Origin of the sequence: Aeromonas sp. MdU4 (genome assembly GCF_041929505.1) — a bacterium.
Taxonomy (GTDB): Bacteria; Pseudomonadota; Gammaproteobacteria; order Enterobacterales; family Aeromonadaceae; genus Aeromonas.
This window is the reverse complement of record NZ_JBHFMW010000023.1, coordinates 65572-81513: the sequence shown is the minus strand read 5'-3', so window position 1 is coordinate 81513 and position 15942 is coordinate 65572. Positions and strand designations below refer to the sequence as shown.

General features: G+C 61.1%; 15 protein-coding genes. 3 read left to right on the top strand and 12 right to left on the bottom strand.

The window, feature by feature from the left end; all coding sequences use genetic code 11:
- Window positions 1-31: 31 nt before the first annotated feature.
- Entirely contained in the window at window positions 32-664 is a 633-nt protein-coding gene (locus ACE1BR_RS12680) for a LysE family translocator (RefSeq protein WP_374870780.1), read from the top strand.
- A 74-nt stretch (window positions 665-738) separates the two neighbouring features.
- Here the strand turns inward: ACE1BR_RS12680 and ACE1BR_RS12675 are convergent, their stop codons facing one another.
- The 8 genes from ACE1BR_RS12675 to ACE1BR_RS12640 form a co-directional block, all read right to left on the bottom strand.
- The gene (locus tag ACE1BR_RS12675; RefSeq protein ID WP_374870778.1) at window positions 739-1947 is read right to left on the bottom strand and encodes a cation:proton antiporter; all 1209 of its coding nucleotides are present in this window, start codon (window positions 1945-1947) and stop codon (window positions 739-741) included.
- 29 nt (window positions 1948-1976) lie between these two features.
- The gene (locus ACE1BR_RS12670; protein ID WP_374870776.1) at window positions 1977-3080 is read right to left on the bottom strand and encodes a beta-N-acetylglucosaminidase domain-containing protein; all 1104 of its coding nucleotides are present in this window, start codon (window positions 3078-3080) and stop codon (window positions 1977-1979) included.
- Between the two features lie 42 nt (window positions 3081-3122).
- On the bottom strand, window positions 3123-4850 hold the full coding sequence (locus ACE1BR_RS12665; RefSeq protein ID WP_374870774.1) for a potassium/proton antiporter: 1728 nt from the start codon (window positions 4848-4850) through the stop codon (window positions 3123-3125).
- A 278-nt stretch (window positions 4851-5128) separates the two neighbouring features.
- On the bottom strand, window positions 5129-5275 hold the full coding sequence (locus ACE1BR_RS12660; RefSeq protein WP_005337933.1) for a hypothetical protein: 147 nt from the start codon (window positions 5273-5275) through the stop codon (window positions 5129-5131).
- Window positions 5272-5961 carry a M15 family metallopeptidase gene (locus ACE1BR_RS12655; RefSeq protein WP_374870772.1) on the bottom strand — a complete coding sequence of 230 codons (690 nt, stop codon included), beginning with the start codon at window positions 5959-5961 and terminating at the stop codon, window positions 5272-5274. The genes ACE1BR_RS12660 and ACE1BR_RS12655 overlap by 4 nt, the downstream gene beginning before the upstream one ends.
- Entirely contained in the window at window positions 5958-7085 is a 1128-nt protein-coding gene (dapE, locus tag ACE1BR_RS12650; protein ID WP_374870770.1) for a succinyl-diaminopimelate desuccinylase, read from the bottom strand. The genes ACE1BR_RS12655 and dapE overlap by 4 nt, the downstream gene beginning before the upstream one ends.
- A 19-nt stretch (window positions 7086-7104) precedes the next feature.
- Entirely contained in the window at window positions 7105-7455 is a 351-nt protein-coding gene (locus ACE1BR_RS12645) for an ArsC family reductase (protein WP_374870768.1), read from the bottom strand.
- A 295-nt stretch (window positions 7456-7750) separates the two neighbouring features.
- The gene (locus ACE1BR_RS12640) at window positions 7751-8065 is read right to left on the bottom strand and encodes a hypothetical protein (RefSeq protein WP_266134434.1); all 315 of its coding nucleotides are present in this window, start codon (window positions 8063-8065) and stop codon (window positions 7751-7753) included.
- 285 nt (window positions 8066-8350) lie between these two features.
- Here ACE1BR_RS12640 and dcuC point away from each other — a divergent pair, with 285 nt between their 5' ends.
- Both dcuC and ACE1BR_RS12630 read left to right on the top strand, forming a co-directional pair.
- Complete coding sequence (gene dcuC / locus ACE1BR_RS12635) at window positions 8351-9727, top strand: C4-dicarboxylate transporter DcuC (RefSeq protein ID WP_374870766.1); 1377 nt, start codon at window positions 8351-8353, stop codon at window positions 9725-9727.
- 139 nt (window positions 9728-9866) lie between these two features.
- Window positions 9867-11006 carry a M20 family metallopeptidase gene (locus tag ACE1BR_RS12630; protein WP_374870764.1) on the top strand — a complete coding sequence of 380 codons (1140 nt, stop codon included), beginning with the start codon at window positions 9867-9869 and terminating at the stop codon, window positions 11004-11006.
- 139 nt (window positions 11007-11145) lie between these two features.
- Here the strand turns inward: ACE1BR_RS12630 and ACE1BR_RS12625 are convergent, their stop codons facing one another.
- The 4 genes from ACE1BR_RS12625 to asnS all read right to left on the bottom strand — a co-directional run bounded on the left by ACE1BR_RS12625 (window position 11146) and on the right by asnS (window position 15928).
- Window positions 11146-11802, bottom strand: coding sequence for a diphthine--ammonia ligase (locus tag ACE1BR_RS12625; RefSeq protein WP_374870762.1), 657 nt, complete (start codon window positions 11800-11802; stop codon window positions 11146-11148).
- A 142-nt stretch (window positions 11803-11944) separates the two neighbouring features.
- The gene (locus ACE1BR_RS12620; RefSeq protein ID WP_374870760.1) at window positions 11945-13288 is read right to left on the bottom strand and encodes an anaerobic C4-dicarboxylate transporter; all 1344 of its coding nucleotides are present in this window, start codon (window positions 13286-13288) and stop codon (window positions 11945-11947) included.
- A gap of 373 nt (window positions 13289-13661) precedes the next feature.
- Window positions 13662-14417, bottom strand: a complete 756-nt coding sequence (locus ACE1BR_RS12615; protein ID WP_374870758.1) for a substrate-binding periplasmic protein — start codon at window positions 14415-14417, stop codon at window positions 13662-13664.
- Window positions 14418-14527: 110 nt separating this feature from the next.
- Complete coding sequence (asnS, locus tag ACE1BR_RS12610) at window positions 14528-15928, bottom strand: asparagine--tRNA ligase (RefSeq protein WP_374870756.1); 1401 nt, start codon at window positions 15926-15928, stop codon at window positions 14528-14530.
- Between the last annotated feature and the right edge of the window lie 14 nt (window positions 15929-15942).

The window sequence follows — 15942 nt, the reverse complement described above, 5'->3', positions numbered from 1 at the left end:
TTGTCACCCCTTTTCGTCACGGAGGTTTCGTGTGTCCAGCTGGATCGATCCGGCCATTCTGGCTCTGTTTATCCCGACCTTTTTCTTTGTCTCGGTGACCCCTGGTATGTGCATGACCTTGTCGATGACGCTGGGGATGAGCCTGGGTGTACGCCGTACCCTGCACATGATGTGGGGCGAGCTAATTGGCGTCGGGCTGGTGTCGGTGCTCTCGGTGATTGGGGTGGCGGCCATCATGCTCAACTACCCTGCTATCTTTTCTGCTTTCAAATATGTGGGAGGAGCTTATCTCATCTGGCTCGGCATCCAGATGTGGCAGGCCAAAGGCAAGATGGCTATTCCCGCCGATCTTTCTGCCGGTCAGCAGACCAGCGCCATCGGGTTGGCGCTGCAGGGCTTTTTGACCGCCATTGCCAACCCCAAGGGGTGGGCCTTCATGATCTCCCTGTTGCCCCCTTTCATCTCGGCCAGTCGGCCGATGGCGCCGCAGATCACCGCATTGGTGGCGCTGATCCTGGTCATCGAGTTCTCCTGCCTGCTGCTCTACGCCAGTGGTGGTCGCACCTTGCGCCACTTCCTCGCCAGGAGCGGCAATGTGACCCTGATGAACCGCATCGCCGGTACCCTGATGCTGGGAGTGGGGGTCTGGCTGGCACTTGGTTGAGCGTTGTCAGAGATCCGTTCTGCGAAAGAAGAATGCCACCGCGAGGTGGCATTTTTTTATGAAAGCAAAGTGGCTCAGCGGGACTTGAAACGCTCGACCCAGGGATTGGCGGTGAGGCCGTGCAGCAACACGCTCAGGATGATGGTGCAGAGCACAGTGGCGATGATGGGGCGTTGGCCGATGAGTGCTGGCTCGTTTTGCAGCACCATCACCGCAAAGACGATGCTGGCAAGTCCCCGCGGCCCGAACCAGCCGATGAAGAGCTTGAGCTCCGGCTTGAGGTCTGTGCCGACCAGGCTCAGCCAGACCGGTACCATCCGCAGCAGGGTGAGGCTGGCGGCGGCATAGAGCCAGAACTGCCAGTGCAGCAGCTCCGGCAGGATGGGCATCAGGGTGGCGCCGAACACCATCCAGATCACCACAGAGAGCAGGTCGCCATACCCCTCGCAGCTATCCATGTAGGCGTGTTTGTGCTCGCCAAGGCGGCGCCCCATCAGCAGGCCCCCGACGAAAGCGGCGATAAAACCGCTGCCACCGAGAGTCTGGGCCAGCGCAAAGCAGAGCAGCGCCAGCCCCGGCATGGTGAGCTGACGCCAGAGCGGCAGTTGCCAGCCATTGAGATAGGAGATTTTCAGCAGCCGGACGGTGAGGGCGGTCAGCACGAAGGCGACCAGCAGACCAATACCGATCTCCTCCAGCATCAGGGTGATGGCCAGCGTTGCGGTGCCGGTGTGCTCCTCAGTGGGGGCGATAAGAGCGAGCAGCAGGAGCAGCACGGGTACGCAGATGCCGTCGTTAAGGCCGCTCTCCTGATTGAGCCCTTCGCGCACCGGTGCCGGTACCGCCGGGTTGCTCACCACCGCCTTGCCGAGCGCTGCGTCGGTCGGCGCGAGAATGGTGGAGAGGATGGCCATCTCCAACAGTGGCAAGTCGGGTAAGAGCCAGTGACCAAACAGGGCGCCGGCGATGAGTGTCAGCGGCAGGCCGATCAGCAGCAGCCGGATCGGCAGTTGCCGGTTGGCCCGCAGTACCTGCCAGTTGGTGTTGGCGGCATCGTTGAACAGCACGATGACCAGAGTCAGCTCGGCCAGCAGCTTGATGCCGGCACTGTTGATGGAGAGGGCGATCAGCTCCAGCCCTCCCGGTCCCAGCAGCCAGCCGCTCAGCAGAAAGAGCAGGGGGCCGTTGATCAGCCTGGATTCGAAGCGTCCCGCGATCAGGCTGTAGATCAGCAGAAAGGCGGCGATCACCGCCAGATTCTGGTAAAGCAGGTGTGTATCCATACAACCTCCTTTCTGCCCCGCAGGGCGATTTAATCGGTCAGGCAGTCGGGGTCAAACACATACTCCCCGTCCAGCCAGCGCACGATTTCGTCGACGCAGGCCTGATCGCGAAACGGCAGGTAGCGCGTCTTGAGGGCGGCAATCTGCTCGGGAGTGAGCCGGGGCAGCCCCAGATCCTGAAACAGCGGCAGGTCGGCCTCAATCATTGCCGAGATCTGCGGGCCGCAGGTAGCGTTGAGGGAGGCGTGCAGCGCCTTGTCGGGATCATACTGCTTGCCGAGCTTGTAGCTCATCGGCAGGGTGGCGAGCGGCAGGGCCGATAGCGCCGCCTGCTTCATCGGGTTGACCGCGTGGCCCGCGACCAGCTCCGCCAGCTCGGCGGGGCGGTTTTCGAAGGCACGCAGATAGAGGTAGCTGCTCGCCTTGCTGCCATCGTTGACCGGGTAGTTGTCCCACAGGAAGGGTTTGCGGCCGAGCAGTTCGGTCACCTGCTTGAGGTGCACCGCCGGATACTCGGTCGAGCAGACCTTGGGGCCGGTCCAGAAGATCTCGAAGCGGCGGTCGAGCTGCTCGCCAATCTCCTCCAGATAGCGAGGTGGCATGGCGCCGAACACCTTCTCCAGCACCGGATCGGTCGAGTAGTAGCTGGGGCAGAAGATGAGGCGGCTCGCCTTGCTGTGGGCCGCAATGTCGTGGGCGATGGTGAGCTGGTGCCGGGCCAGGTCCGGGGTATCCCCCTTCATGTCGTCAAACAGCACCGCCAGAATGTCGGGCTGCAGCATCTCGTCGATCAGGCGCACCTTCTCGAGCAGTGCCGGGCGCTTGCGCTCGTAGTCGTGATGCGCCCCCATGGGGCTTAAGCCTACCCCGAAGGCGAGCCCGTTGGCCCGGCACTGGCGCGCCAGCTCGGCGAGATCCGCCAGCTGTTGTTCTGGCCAGGGGAGGGCCCAGTGTTTGCGCAGGTAGCCATCCTCTTTCGGGGCGTAGATATAGAAGCCGTAGCCGTGGCGCGGCAGCCACTGGGCGTAGCGGGCACGGGCCTGCCAGCTCCATCCCTTGCCAAAAAAGCCTTCAATAACCCCCAGATTGGTGGCGGGGGGCAGGGGGCCGGACAGCAAACTTTGATATGGCATAACGCTCTCCCTTCTTGCTGGGGACTTGATACGGGCCGGTCGTCAGACCGGGTCCTCTTCCTGAAAACGTACCCCGATCTTGACGGGAATGCTCTCATCCATTTCGGCTACGGTCCAGATCAGACCCTGCCATTCGATGTGGTCACCGACTACCAGATTATCGCCAAGCTGGCTGGCAATAAAATCGCCGAGCGTCTGATCCGCCACCTCGCTCACATCCAGCCCGTAGATAGGGGCGAGATCCACCAGTCGCGCTGCCGCTTCCAGCTGGAAGTCACCGAAGAAGCGTGGGCCGAGATCCTGCTCCGGCGCCTGGCTAAAGAGCTGGCCGAGGGCGGGAAGGTCGCGCTCGTGGCCGATGACACAGAGGATATCGTCCGCCTGCAGGCAGGTACTGCCCGAGGGGTGAAGCAGTGCACGGCCGCGAAACAGGGCGCTGACCCGGGTGCCGGCAGGCATCTTGAGATCCCGCAGCGGTGAGCCGATGCACCACTTCTCGGCCCCCAGCTGGTAGACGAAGGTCTCCCACTGGCTGTCGAGATCGATCTCGAGCCCGGAGCGGGTGATGGGCGAGGGGGGGGCAGGTACTTCCACCCGGGCCAGCTTGGAGGCGAGCGGCAGCGAGCTGCCCTGCAAAATCAGCGAGACCAGCACCACAAAGAAGGCGACGTTGAAGTAGAGCTGGGCGTTGGGCAGCCCCGCCATCATGGGGAAGACCGCCAGAATGATCGGCACCGCGCCGCGCAGACCAACCCAGGAGATAAACCAGCGCTCGCGCGGGGCGAAGTTCTTGAACGGCAGCAGCCCGATCCAGACCGAGACGGGGCGGGCAAACAGGATCATCCACATCGCCAGCGCCAGCGCGGGCAGGGCGATGGTCAGCAACTGATGGGGGGTGGCGAGTAGCCCCAGCACCAAAAACATGCCGATCTGGCTGAGCCAGGTCAGACCGTCCAGCACCGACAAGGTGGTACTGCGACTGCGCAGGGAGAGGTTGCCGAGCAACAGACCGGTCAGATAGATGGCGAGAATGCCGCTGCCACCCACCGCGGTGGTAAGGGCGAAAATGAGCAGACCGCCACTGACGGTGAGCAACGGATAGAGGCCCGGTGCCAGGCGGGCACTGTTGATCAGTTTCCAGAGCAGCCAGCCACCGGCCAGGCCGATACCGGCGCCAAGGCCAAACTGCTGAAGCAGTTGCAGCAGCAGAAAACCGGCGTGCAGCCCTTGCTGGCTGCTGGCCAGCACCTCGATCAGGGTGACGGTGAGAAAGACCGCCATGGGGTCGTTGCTACCCGATTCGATCTCCAAAGTGGCGCTGACCCGCTCGTTGAGGCTGCGCCCGCCGAGCAGGGAGAAGACCGCTGCCGCATCGGTGGAGCCGACGATGGCGCCGATCAGCATCCCCTGCAGCAGATTGAGGTCAAACAGCCAGGCGGCGGCGAGCCCGGTCAGACCGGTGGTGATAGCCACCCCGACTGTGGCCAGCGATAGGGCGGGCCAGAGGGCGACCCGAAACGAGGAGACCCGGGTGCGCATGCCGCCGTCGAGCAGGATGATGGCGAGCGCCAGGTTGCCCACCAGATAGGCGATGGAGTAGTCGGCGAAGTGGATGCCGCCGGGGCCATCCTCCCCCGCCAGCATGCCGACGGCGAGGAAGATGACCAGAATGGGAATACCGAGACGGGAAGAGAGCGCACTTAGCAGGACACTGGCTCCAACCAACAGGGCACCGACAAAAAAGAAACTGTTGATGGTGACGGCATCCAAGTGCGAACTCCTTTCTGACTAACGGAAAAGTAGGCACATTATATGCAGTTAATAGCCCTTTGTGTGGCTTATTTGTGCATCAATTTGCACTTTATTACATTTTTTGCCCCTTTTTTTGCCATTGTCGCGCCATATTCTGACCGTGACCGGATTCACAAAACGGGTGTCAAAGGAGCGTCGATCTCAGCGTGATCCGGGAGGTGTCAGTGGGGGGCTACGGGGCGAAACAGAAGAGGGTCAGGGGAGCGCAAGGGCACTCCCCTCGGGATGAAGAGAGATCAGTCGTCCTCGTCATCCTTTACTTCGCGGATCTTGTCCTTGTAGTTGGGCAACTGCTTCTCCAGTCGTTTCATGTCTTTGATGGCATTGAGAAACAGCCCGAGCAGGAACAGCAGCGGCAACCCTATCCATAGCCAGAGATTCATGGGATTTTCCTTTCGTCAGAAGAGGTGGTGACGTAACGGGCCAGGATCTTGTCCAGATTGGCCAGAATGGTCGCCTTGCCTTCAATATCCGCCTGTTGCAGGCAAAGTGCCAGCTCCGTCGGGTCGAGCCGTTGCGCACGGGACTCGGGCCCGAAGCTGATATGCCAGGGCTCGTAGGCGACGCCGCTGCCTGCACCAACCGGTTTGGCATAGGGCAGGAAGAAGCCGAAATCCCCCATATGGTCGCTGAGCCACTCGCTCAGGTCGGCAAACCAGCCCCCCTCTTCATATTCCCACGGTTCCAGCGCCAGCTTGGTGTCAGCGGGCAGAGAGTCCGGATCATAGATGTCGAGATCGGTGCCCCAGTGGTGGCGACTGGTGCCCGGCAGGGCGCTCCAGCGCAGGATGGCGTGCAGCCGTGCCTCGTCGCTCAGCTGCAGGGCGTCGATGGGCTGGCTGTTGGCATCGAGCAGTGGCCGCTCACCGCGCCACTTGCCATTCCAGATGGCGAGCTGGCGATCGAAGCTGCGCCAGCTGGAAGCCGGTTGCAGGTTGAAACCGGCGTGGGCTGCGGCCACCTGCATGTCGTTGAAGGCGGCCGCGGTGGCGGCCGTCAGCCGGTGCGGGCCTTGCCCCACAAGGATGAGGTGACCTTCATCCAACCCCAGCAGTTGCTCCTGGGTCATGCCAGCAACCTCGCGAGCACCCCTTGGTACATGTCGGCCAGCAGATCCAGATCGTCCGCCTTCACGCACTCGTTCACCTTGTGGATGGTGGCGTTGACCGGGCCAAGCTCAATCACTTCGGCGCCAGTGGGGGCGATAAAGCGCCCGTCCGAGGTGCCGCCGGTGGTGAGCAGGGCCGGTTGCTGGCAATTGACTGCCTCGATGGCTGCCACGGCCGCATCGAGCAGCGCGCCGGTGTCGGTCAGGAACGGCTGGCCGGAGAGGGTCCAGCTCAACTGGTAATCCAGACCATGTCTATCCAGCAGTGCCTCGACCCGCTCGCGGATCTCCATGTCGGTCAGTTCGGTGCTGAAGCGGAAGTTGAACTGCACCTGCAGTTCGCCCGGGATGACGTTGGAGGCGCCGGTGCCCGCTTGAATATTGGCTATCTGGAAGCTGGTGGGGGGGAAGTAGGCGTTGCCCTCATCCCACACGGTCGCGGCGAGCTCCGCCAGTGCTGGTGCTGCTTTATGAATGGGGTTGTCCGCCAGATGGGGGTAGGCCACATGACCCTGCACCCCGCGCACCAGCAGATCGCCGGTGATGGAGCCGCGTCGGCCATTCTTCACCACATCGCCAACCACAGCGGTGGAGGAGGGCTCGCCGACGATGCACCAGCGGATCTTCTCGTTACGCGCCTCCAGGGTGTCGATCACCCGGGTGGTGCCATTGATGAAAGGCCCCTCTTCATCGGAGGTGATGAGAAAGGCGATCGACCCTGCGTGATCCGGATGCTCGGCCACGAAGCGCTCGACCGCCACCACCATGGCGGCCAGCGAACCCTTCATATCGGCGGCGCCGCGCCCGTAGAGCATGCCATCCTTGATGGTCGGCTCGAACGGCGGGGTGTGCCATTTGTCCAGCGGTCCGGCGGGCACCACGTCGGTGTGACCGGCGAAGCAGAACAGTGGCCCCTCGCTGCCACGGCGGGCCCAGAGGTTGGTGGTGTCCTCAAACACCATGGGCTCGATGACAAACCCGAGCTTGGCGAGGCGCTCCGCCATCAGGGTTTGGCACCCTTCATCCAGCGGGGTAACGGAGGGGCGGCGGATCAGATCCTTGGCCAGTGCGATGACATCCGACATCAGTTGTCCTTAGTTGTCCTTAACGGGAGAAGAGGGATTGGTAGTGATCAGCCTTGAAACCCAGGGTCAGCTCGCCATCACGGTCCAGCAGCGGGCGCTTGATCATTGCCGGATGTTCCAGCAGCAGGGCACGCGCCTTGGCGGTGTCGATCCCCTGCTTGGCCTCATCCGGCAGAGCGCGGAAGGTGGTACCGCGGCTGTTGAGCAGCGCTTCCCAGCCAAGATTGGCCAGCCAGCGGTCGAGATCGTCCGGGTTCAGGCCGTCGGCGCGGTGGTCGTGAAAGCGGTAGTCGATGCCAGCCTCATCCAGCCACTTGCGGGCTTTCTTGATGGTGTCGCAGTTCTTGATGCCATAGAGGGTGGTGGCCATGGGGAGTCCTTCTCTTGTGGGCGCATGCCGTGGGCAAGGGCCCGAAAATCCGAATGAAAACAGTGCAAGGGCCTGATTCTGGCATTGTGGCGATCTCATGGCAACGCTGATGGTCAGGCTCGCGGGTTTTACCGCGACGGGTCGCACCTGAACGGCGCTTGGGCGGTCATGGTCAAGCGTGCAGAGGTGGGTATGACCGGTGGGGGGCGGGGGCAGAAAACGGCAAGGGGGCAAACACCAGATAACCAAAACGCGCCAGTGGGCGCGTTTTGGTCAGAATATTCAGGCACCTTGATCAGTGCAGGGTGGTCCACTCATGGTCAAAGACCCGGGCCCGTTCCCAGGGTGCATCCGGCAGGCTGGAGGAGAGGCCAGTGTATTTACCCACGTCGTCTACCACGATGGCAGAGAGGATCGGCAGGTTGTTTTCGGTGCAGTACATGCGGATCCGTTGCAGCAGAGTGCGCAGTTCATCCTGGCACTGTTCCAGTCCAGCCTGCTTGGCCAGTTTGGAGTAACGAATGGTAGTGCGTTCCTTTGCAGACTCGACGAGGATGTCCCACAGCTTGTAGTCGCAGGTCGAGACACCTGCGGTGGCTTGGCTTGTCATAACTCTCTCCGGCGCGAAATGGTCGCTATATGTCGATGCGCATCTTGGCGGCTTCAGGCCCCGCTTATGTTGATCCAACGCAAAAAAGAGGGCGGTCACCTCATAGAATTCCCTAATTGCCGCTGGCACCCGGTGTTCAGCAGTTAAAAAAGTGAAAATTTGTTACATGGCCGACATATTATGCTAATGGAGCCCGGTGACGGCATCTTTATTGATAGGGATCAAAGGCAAACCGTGGTCAGAACACTAGATTTCGCTCTTCGATAAATTTATCAGGAGTGAATATTGGAACTTTTATTCGTCTTGCTTGTACTGGTTGCCGTGGTCTACGGCATTATCAAGGATTACAACCCGCAGGCGGTTTTGGCGCTGGCGGGCATGGCCATTTTCGCGGTGGCCTACTGGCTGGGGCTGCATCCGATCCTCCCCGCTGACAAGAGCACTGGCTTCGCCCTGTTCGACCTGTTTGAGGTGTTCAAGGGGATCTTCTCCTACCGTGCGGCGGGCCTCGGCCTCACCATTATGGCGGTGGCTGGCTTTGCCACTTATATGTCCCATATCGGTGCCTCTCAGGCGCTGGTACGGGTGGCGGTCAAACCGGTGGCGGGTATCCAGTCCAGCTACCTGATGCTCGCCATCTGTTATCTGGTGGCGGTATTCGTCTCCCTGTTCGTCACCTCCGCCACCGGCCTCGGCCTGCTGCTGATGGTCACCATGTATCCGGTGATGCGCAACCTCGGCATCAGCCCGGCCTCCGCCTGTGGCGTCATCGCCACTTCACAGGCGTTCGAAATCGGCCCGACCCAGACCAATGCCATCTTCTCTGCCGGTCAATCCGGCATGGATCCGACCAGCTATTTCGTTGACTACCAGATCTGGCTGGTGGCCCCCATGCTGCTGGTGACCATGGTGCTGCACTTCTTCTGGCAGCGGCATTGTGACCGCAAGGATGGCTGGGATCCTGCCCTGCATCGCGGTGAGCATGCCGAGCTGGACGAGCAGGGCGCCGAGAGCGTGCAGGCGCCCACCTGGTATGCCCTGCTGCCGATCATCCCCTTCGTGCTGATGATGACCTTCTCCAAGCTGTTGGTGAGTGACATCAAGATGAGCGTGGAGGTGGCCATGTTGCTGTCGGTCTTTATCGGCATGTTGTGCGAGCTGCTGCGTAGCCGCTCGGTGCGTACCGCCATGGCAGGGCTCTCCAGCTTCCTCGACGGCATGGGCAAGGTGTTTGGCCCTGTGGTGGCGCTGATCGTCTGTGCCGAGCTGTTTGCCGAATCCCTCAAGGCCATCGGCGCCATCGATACCCTGCTGCACTCTGCCAGCAATGCCGGTATCGGCAGCGGCCTGATGACGCTGGTAATGGTGGCGCTGATCATGGTGGCTGCGGTTATCATGGGCTCCGGCAATGCGGCATTCTTGAGCTTCTCGACCCTGGCACCTGCGGTGGCGGCCAAGTTTGGTGTGCCTGCGGTGACCATGCTGTTGCCGATGCAGCTTGCCTCCAGCATCGGTCGCTCCATCTCCCCCATCGCGGCGGTGCTGATCGCCTGTGCGGGTATCGCCAAGGTCTCCCCCTTCGTGGTGGTCAAGCGCACCTGCGTGCCCATGGCGGGGGCGCTGGTGACGGCGTTGACCCTCAACTATCTGCTGTTCATGTAAAAGCTGTGATTTACAGGGCGGTCGGCCACCCGGTTCGGGCTGGCTGACCGCTGTTGGCAAGGCGGGGGTGACAGCCCGCCGTTCCGCATTGTTGCAAAAACAAGCTGCTTTTTTCGCAGATTGTTTCATGGAGAAGATAATGACCAACCTCAAGCGCCCGTTTTCCCTCGATACCTATCTGGCCGACCTGGCCCCGCTTATCAATCTCGATTGCGGCACCCGCACCCCGGCCGGGGTGGCGAAAGTGGCCGACATCATGACCGAGAAATATGAGGCCATCGGCTGGCAGGTGACCCGTCACCAGTTCGCCGCCGAGTGCGGCCCTTGCCTCGAGATCACCAATGCACCGGGCGCCGAGCACTACGACGTGATGCTGTGTGGCCACATGGATACTGTCTTCCCCGAGGGAACCGCAGCCAAGCGCCCGCTTAAAATCGAAGGCAATCAAGCCTTTGGCCCCGGCGTGTCGGATATGAAGAGCGGCCTGCTCTCTCTCTGGTATGCCCTGAAAGAGATGGATCCCGCCCTGCTGGCCAAGCTCAAGGTGCTGGTCTGCTACAACTGCGACGAGGAGGTCGGTTCCCCCTGGTCGAAGGATTGGCTGGTCGAGAAGGCCAAACAGAGCGGCTGCGTGCTGGTGGCTGAAGCGGCGCGCCCGAACGGCGACCTCATCAGCGCCCGCAAAGGCAATGCCAAGTATCGCATCACCTTCCACGGCAAAGCCTCCCACGCAGGCTCGGCCCTGACCGAGGGGATCTCCGCCATTACCGAGCTCGCGCATTGGGTGCTGGCCATCAATGAGCAGGTCAACATGACCACGGGCACCACCATGAACGTCGGGGTGGTACAGGGCGGTACCGGCGTCAATGTGGTGCCGGACTTTGCCGAGGCGATCGTGGATTTGCGCTTCTGGAGCAACGAAGAGGCGGCAGCGGTGCACGACCGGCTCACCTTTATGGCCAACAATCCCTTCCTCGTGGGATGCCGGGTCGAGGTGGATCGCCAGACCTTCAAGCCTGCGATGCGCCCCAATGGCGACACCGAGGCCGTGATGGCGTTGGTGGCGGCGGCAGCGAAAGAGGAGGGGATCACCTTCAACTGGCTGGAGGCCGGTGGCGGCTCCGATGCCAACTTTACCGCCGCTGCTGGCGTACCGTCGCTGGATGGCTTCGGCCCCATGGGCGGCGGCTTCCACTCGGAGGCCGAATTCCTGCTGCTCGACAGCATCGAGCCGCGCATCCGCCTGCTGCAGCGGGTGCTGGGCAAGCTGGCAAAATAAGCCGGTTTATCCCTTGTTCGGGTCGTTATTGGCCCGTTCAAAATTGGCCCGGTCAAACCCAAGCGGGAAGCTATTGCCTCCCGCTTTTTTTATCTCGATTTTTCGCGCGCTGAGCGAGTGGGCTGCTGGCTTGAGGCCGTTACCCCTGCGGCTCGGCCAGATAGGCCAGATGATCCTGGCGCACCACCCGCCAGTCATCGAGGCGTAGCGGGGCTGCAAATCCCGGGCCGTCGGTCACCATGGTGTGGTACTCCCCCTGCTCGCCGCAGGCATCGAAGCCCTCGCGCTCGGCCAGTTGCTGCAGATCGCTGAGGGTGGCGGCATCCAGCGTGCGTCCGACCCACTCGGGGGCCAGCACCCGGGTGTCGACACAGGATAGGTGAGCGACGATGCCGCGTGTCAGCATCTCGGCCAGCAAGGCTTGGCGAGATTGCTGCCAGAGCGGGGTGTGGACGGTTAGCCCGAGCGTGCGGCAGCGCTCGCGGATCCAGTTTGGCGCGCCCCCCACGCTGTCGATATCGCCGGTCACCACGCCGTCGAGGTTCCACTCTTGCTGCAAGCGGCTGAGCGCCGTCTCATAGCTCTGCTCAAACGGCGCTTCGATGGTGACCAGCTGATGAGGTAGCCCGAGGGCCGCCGCCTGACGGTGCACCAGCGGCAAGGGGTGAGCCAGAAACCGGGGCGCAGGGGGAGCAAAGGTGGCCAGTGCCACCACCTGATGACCTGCTTCGCGGGCATGATAGAGAGCCAGCATGGCATCTTTGCCACCGCTCCAGAGCAGGATGACGCGAGACATAGGGGAGATCCGGTGGTGAACGAGGGGGCATGCTACCCAGTGGCGGGGGCGCAGGTAAAGCGGATGGGTCAATCGTAACGCAAAAAAACAACGGGCCCGCGATGGGGCCCGTTGAGCAAGGACGTGATAAACGCCGCTGCGATTACAGCAAAATGGTGGTCAGCAGATAACCCACGGCACTGGCGCTGCTCACCCCGATCAGCCCCGGAATGATGAAGCTGTGGTTGATGATGAACTTGCCGATGCGAGTGGTACCGGAGCGGTCAAAACCGATACAGGCCAGATCGCTCGGGTAGGTCGGCAGCACGAAGTAGCCGTAACTGGCTGGCAGGAAGGCGATCAGCAGTTTCGGCTCCACGCCCAGTGCCAGACCCATGGGGGCGATGGCGGTCAGGGCGGCGGCCTGGCTGTTCACCAGCTTGGAGATGAGGAACAGCACCAGCGCGTAGGTCCAGGGCTGAGCCTGTACCACGTGGGCCAGGGTCTCTTTAAGCAGCGGCATGTGGGCCTGGAAGAAGGTTTCGCTCATCCAGGCAACCCCGAATACGGAGAAGATAGCGACCATGCCGGCCTTGAAGACCGCGCCATTGGAGATATCACCCGGCTTGACCTTGCAGCGCATCAGGATGATGGCACCGGCGATCAGCATCATCATCTGGATCACCAGGTTCATGGAGAGCGGGCCGGTCTTGTCCTTGATGGTGAACACCGGACGCAGCCCTTCGTTGGCACCGAGCAGTACCACGGCAGCGATGGCGGCGAAGAAGATCCAGGTAGACCAGTAGGCCTCTTTCGGGAACTTGGTGTTGAGCAGGGTTTCACCGCCGCCATAGATGAAGGCGCGCTGTTCCGGATCCTTGATCTTGGCCTGGAACTCTTCGTCCTGATCCAGATCCTTGCCGCGGCGCAGGCTCCACAGGGCAGCCATGACCACACCGGTCAGGGAGGAGGGGATGGCAACCATCAGGATGTCGAGCAGGCCATAGGCCTGACCGATACCGTGACCGGCAGCCAGAATGGAGACCATGGAGACCACAGCAACGGAGACCGGGGAGGCACAGATTGCCATCTGGGAGGCAACGGAAGCGACGGCCATCGGGCGCTCGGGACGGATGTTCTTCTGCAGCGCGATGTCGGCGATGATGGGGAACATGGTGTAGACCACGTGACCGGTACCGCACAGGAAGGTGAGGGTCCAGGTCGTCAGCGGCGCCAGAATGGTGATGTATTGCGGGTGACGGCGCAGCAGGCGCTCGGCCACTTGCATCATCAGGTTGAGGCCACCGGCAGTCTGCAGGGTGGCGGCACAGCCGATCACCGCCAGAATGGTCAGCATCACCTGTACCGGCGGTTCGCCCGGCACCAGGCCGAAGACGAAGGTCAGCAGGAAAAGACCGATACCACTGATGAGACCAAGTCCCATGCCCCCAAAGCGGGTACCCAGCAGCAAGCAGCCGAGTACCACCAAAAATTCCATCAAGATCATTCCATTACCTCGTGTGATTCAACCCATGTTGCCGCGGGTAGCCTGAACCATGAATTGTCATTGTCTGTGTTAGTTAGCCCAAAAGGGTTAGTTGCTATTCTGCTCCCCCGTATTAGTGAAAAAATTGAGTTACTTCAATAACTCGATGAATTTTTGATTAAACCACTTAAAAACCACTTACTGACAAAATAAACAATTTTGCTGCCGTCCGGTATCACTCGAAGAGACACCATTGAGTCATTATCTCATCCAAAGGGGTGGCTCATCGAGCCACCGACGCGGGGGTGAAAAAGGGCGAAATCACAGGAGAAGATCGCCAAAAACAGGGTGTTCATAGCTTCTTTACTCGCAAGCTGTCACTTCAGTGTACTGGTTATTTGGCGGCGGGCGGCATTTGCAGGTAGCGGCGCTGATAATCCTCGCTCAACTGTGCAATATCGAGTTTGGTGATGGCGTTGGCCACCCGCTGTTGCAGAGCCTGTTGATCGGGGCGAAACATGATATGCAGGCTCTTGCGCTCGAGGATCTTCGGGTTGAATTGCAATGCAGCCGGATTGAGTTTGCTATCGTGCCGGAGCAGCCAGTAGAAGACATCCCGATCGATGACGGCGAGATCAAGCCGGTTGCGCTGCAATTTGCGCAGATTGAGCCGATCCTCATCAACCGCAAAGGTGTTGAGGCGCTTGCTGGTCATCAGGTCATCAAATTCACGGGTGTTGATATAGCCTGCCACTACGCCGATCCGGTAGGGGGCGAGCTCTTCGAGTCGCTGCCACCGGATCAGGGGGCCTGCTTGCTGCGCCATACCCAGTTCGCTATTACCCACACTAGCGGACATATGCCATCGCTTGTCCAGATTATCGGCGAAATACTTGGGGAAGTAGCCGCTGTAGTGCTGGTTGGGGTCGGCGGCCAGCCACATTGCCCGTTGCCAGGGGTAGAAGTCGAACTCCACCTGCAGTCCCGCTTCGGCAAAGGCGCGTTTGACGATATGGCCGATAAGGCCGCCATCGGGCAGGCTCTGGCTGGTGTAGGGGGGCCATTCTAAGGTGGTCAGCCGGACCGGATCGGCTAGCAGCCGCAGGGGGAAGAGCAGTAATAACAGTACCAGAAGCAGGCGATATCCCATGGGCGACGCGTTCCTTGTGCCGATTGGTTCTGAGTATCACCCATAAAGGGGGCAATAAAAAAGCCGACTCTGAAGTCGGCTTTCAAGATGCAGTGGCAAGGTGCCGCAGATCAGAACTCGGCGGTGCGTGCAGTGCGCGGGAACGGGATCACGTCGCGGATGTTGCCCATACCGGTTACGTAGACTACCAGACGCTCGAAGCCCAGACCGAAGCCGGAGTGCGGCACGGTACCGAAGCGACGCAGGTCGCGGTACCACCAGTAATCTTCCTTGTTCAGCCCCATCTCGGCCAGGCGGGCGTCCAGCACGTCCAGACGCTCTTCACGCTGGGAGCCACCGATGATCTCGCCGATCCCCGGAGCCAGTACGTCCATGGCGGCCACGGTCTTGCCGTCGTCGTTGAGGCGCATGTAGAAGGCCTTGATATCTTTCGGGTAGTTCTTCACTACCACCGGAGACTTGAAGTGCTCCTCGGCCAGATAGCGCTCGTGCTCGGAGGAGAGATCGATACCCCAGGAGACCGGGAACTCGAACTTCTTGCCGCAGTTTTTCAGCACTTCGATGGCGTCGGTGTAGTCGATCTGGGCGAAGTCGGAGGCGACGAAACGCTCAAGACGCTCGATGACCTCTTTGTCGACGTGCTGGGCAAAGAACTCCAGATCATCGCGACGCTCGGCCAGTACGGCGTTGAAGACGTACTTCAGCATGGCTTCGGCCAGGGCGGCGTTGTCAGCCAGATCGTTGAAGGCCACTTCCGGCTCAACCATCCAGAACTCGGCCAGGTGACGGCTGGTGTTGGAGTTTTCGGCGCGGAAGGTCGGACCGAAGGTATAGACCTTGGAGAGGGCACAGGCATAGGTTTCAGCGTTCAGCTGGCCGGATACGGTCAGGAACGACTCTTTGCCAAAGAAATCTTCGTTGTAGTCCACCTTGCCTGCGTCGGTGCGCGGCAGGTTTTCCAGATCCAGGGTGGAGACACGGAACATCTCGCCAGCACCTTCGGTGTCAGAGGCGGTGATGAGCGGGGTTGCAACCCAGAGGAAACCCTCTTCGTGGAAGAAGCGGTGGATGGCTTGCGCCAGGCAGTGACGAACGCGGCTCACGGCACCAACGATGTTGGTGCGCGGGCGCAGGTGGGCCTGTTCACGCAGGTACTCGATGCTGTGGCGCTTGGCGGCCATCGGGTAGGTGTCCGGATCTTCGACCCAGCCGACTACCTTGACCTCGGTCGCTTGCAGTTCGAAAGCCTGGCCGCTGCCCTGAGAGGCGGCAACCACACCGGTCACTTCCACGGAGCAGGCGGTGGTCAGACGCAGCACTTCATTCTCGTAATTGGCCAGGGAATTGGGGACAACAGCCTGTACCGGATGGAAACAGGAGCCATCGGAAATGGCCAAAAATGAGATCCCCGCCTTGGAATCACGGCGAGTCCGGATCCACCCTTTTACAGTTTGGGTGGTGCCAACCGCATGTTTACCGGTCAGCACATCAACTACGGATGCGTGCGTCATCGAAATATTGTCTC

Coding starts and splice junctions, on each gene's coding strand:
- ACE1BR_RS12675 (WP_374870778.1), bottom strand. CDS start 1,947: ATGGATACACACCTGCTTTACCAGAATCTGGCGGTGATCGCCGCCTTT.
- ACE1BR_RS12670 (WP_374870776.1), bottom strand. CDS start 3,080: ATGCCATATCAAAGTTTGCTGTCCGGCCCCCTGCCCCCCGCCACCAAT.
- ACE1BR_RS12660 (WP_005337933.1), bottom strand. CDS start 5,275: ATGAATCTCTGGCTATGGATAGGGTTGCCGCTGCTGTTCCTGCTCGGG.
- ACE1BR_RS12655 (WP_374870772.1), bottom strand. CDS start 5,961: ATGACCCAGGAGCAACTGCTGGGGTTGGATGAAGGTCACCTCATCCTT.
- dapE (WP_374870770.1), bottom strand. CDS start 7,085: ATGTCGGATGTCATCGCACTGGCCAAGGATCTGATCCGCCGCCCCTCC.
- ACE1BR_RS12645 (WP_374870768.1), bottom strand. CDS start 7,455: ATGGCCACCACCCTCTATGGCATCAAGAACTGCGACACCATCAAGAAA.
- ACE1BR_RS12640 (WP_266134434.1), bottom strand. CDS start 8,065: ATGACAAGCCAAGCCACCGCAGGTGTCTCGACCTGCGACTACAAGCTG.
- ACE1BR_RS12630 (WP_374870764.1), top strand. CDS start 9,867: ATGACCAACCTCAAGCGCCCGTTTTCCCTCGATACCTATCTGGCCGAC.
- ACE1BR_RS12625 (WP_374870762.1), bottom strand. CDS start 11,802: ATGTCTCGCGTCATCCTGCTCTGGAGCGGTGGCAAAGATGCCATGCTG.
- ACE1BR_RS12620 (WP_374870760.1), bottom strand. CDS start 13,288: ATGATCTTGATGGAATTTTTGGTGGTACTCGGCTGCTTGCTGCTGGGT.
- ACE1BR_RS12615 (WP_374870758.1), bottom strand. CDS start 14,417: ATGGGATATCGCCTGCTTCTGGTACTGTTATTACTGCTCTTCCCCCTG.
- asnS (WP_374870756.1), bottom strand. CDS start 15,928: ATGACGCACGCATCCGTAGTTGATGTGCTGACCGGTAAACATGCGGTT.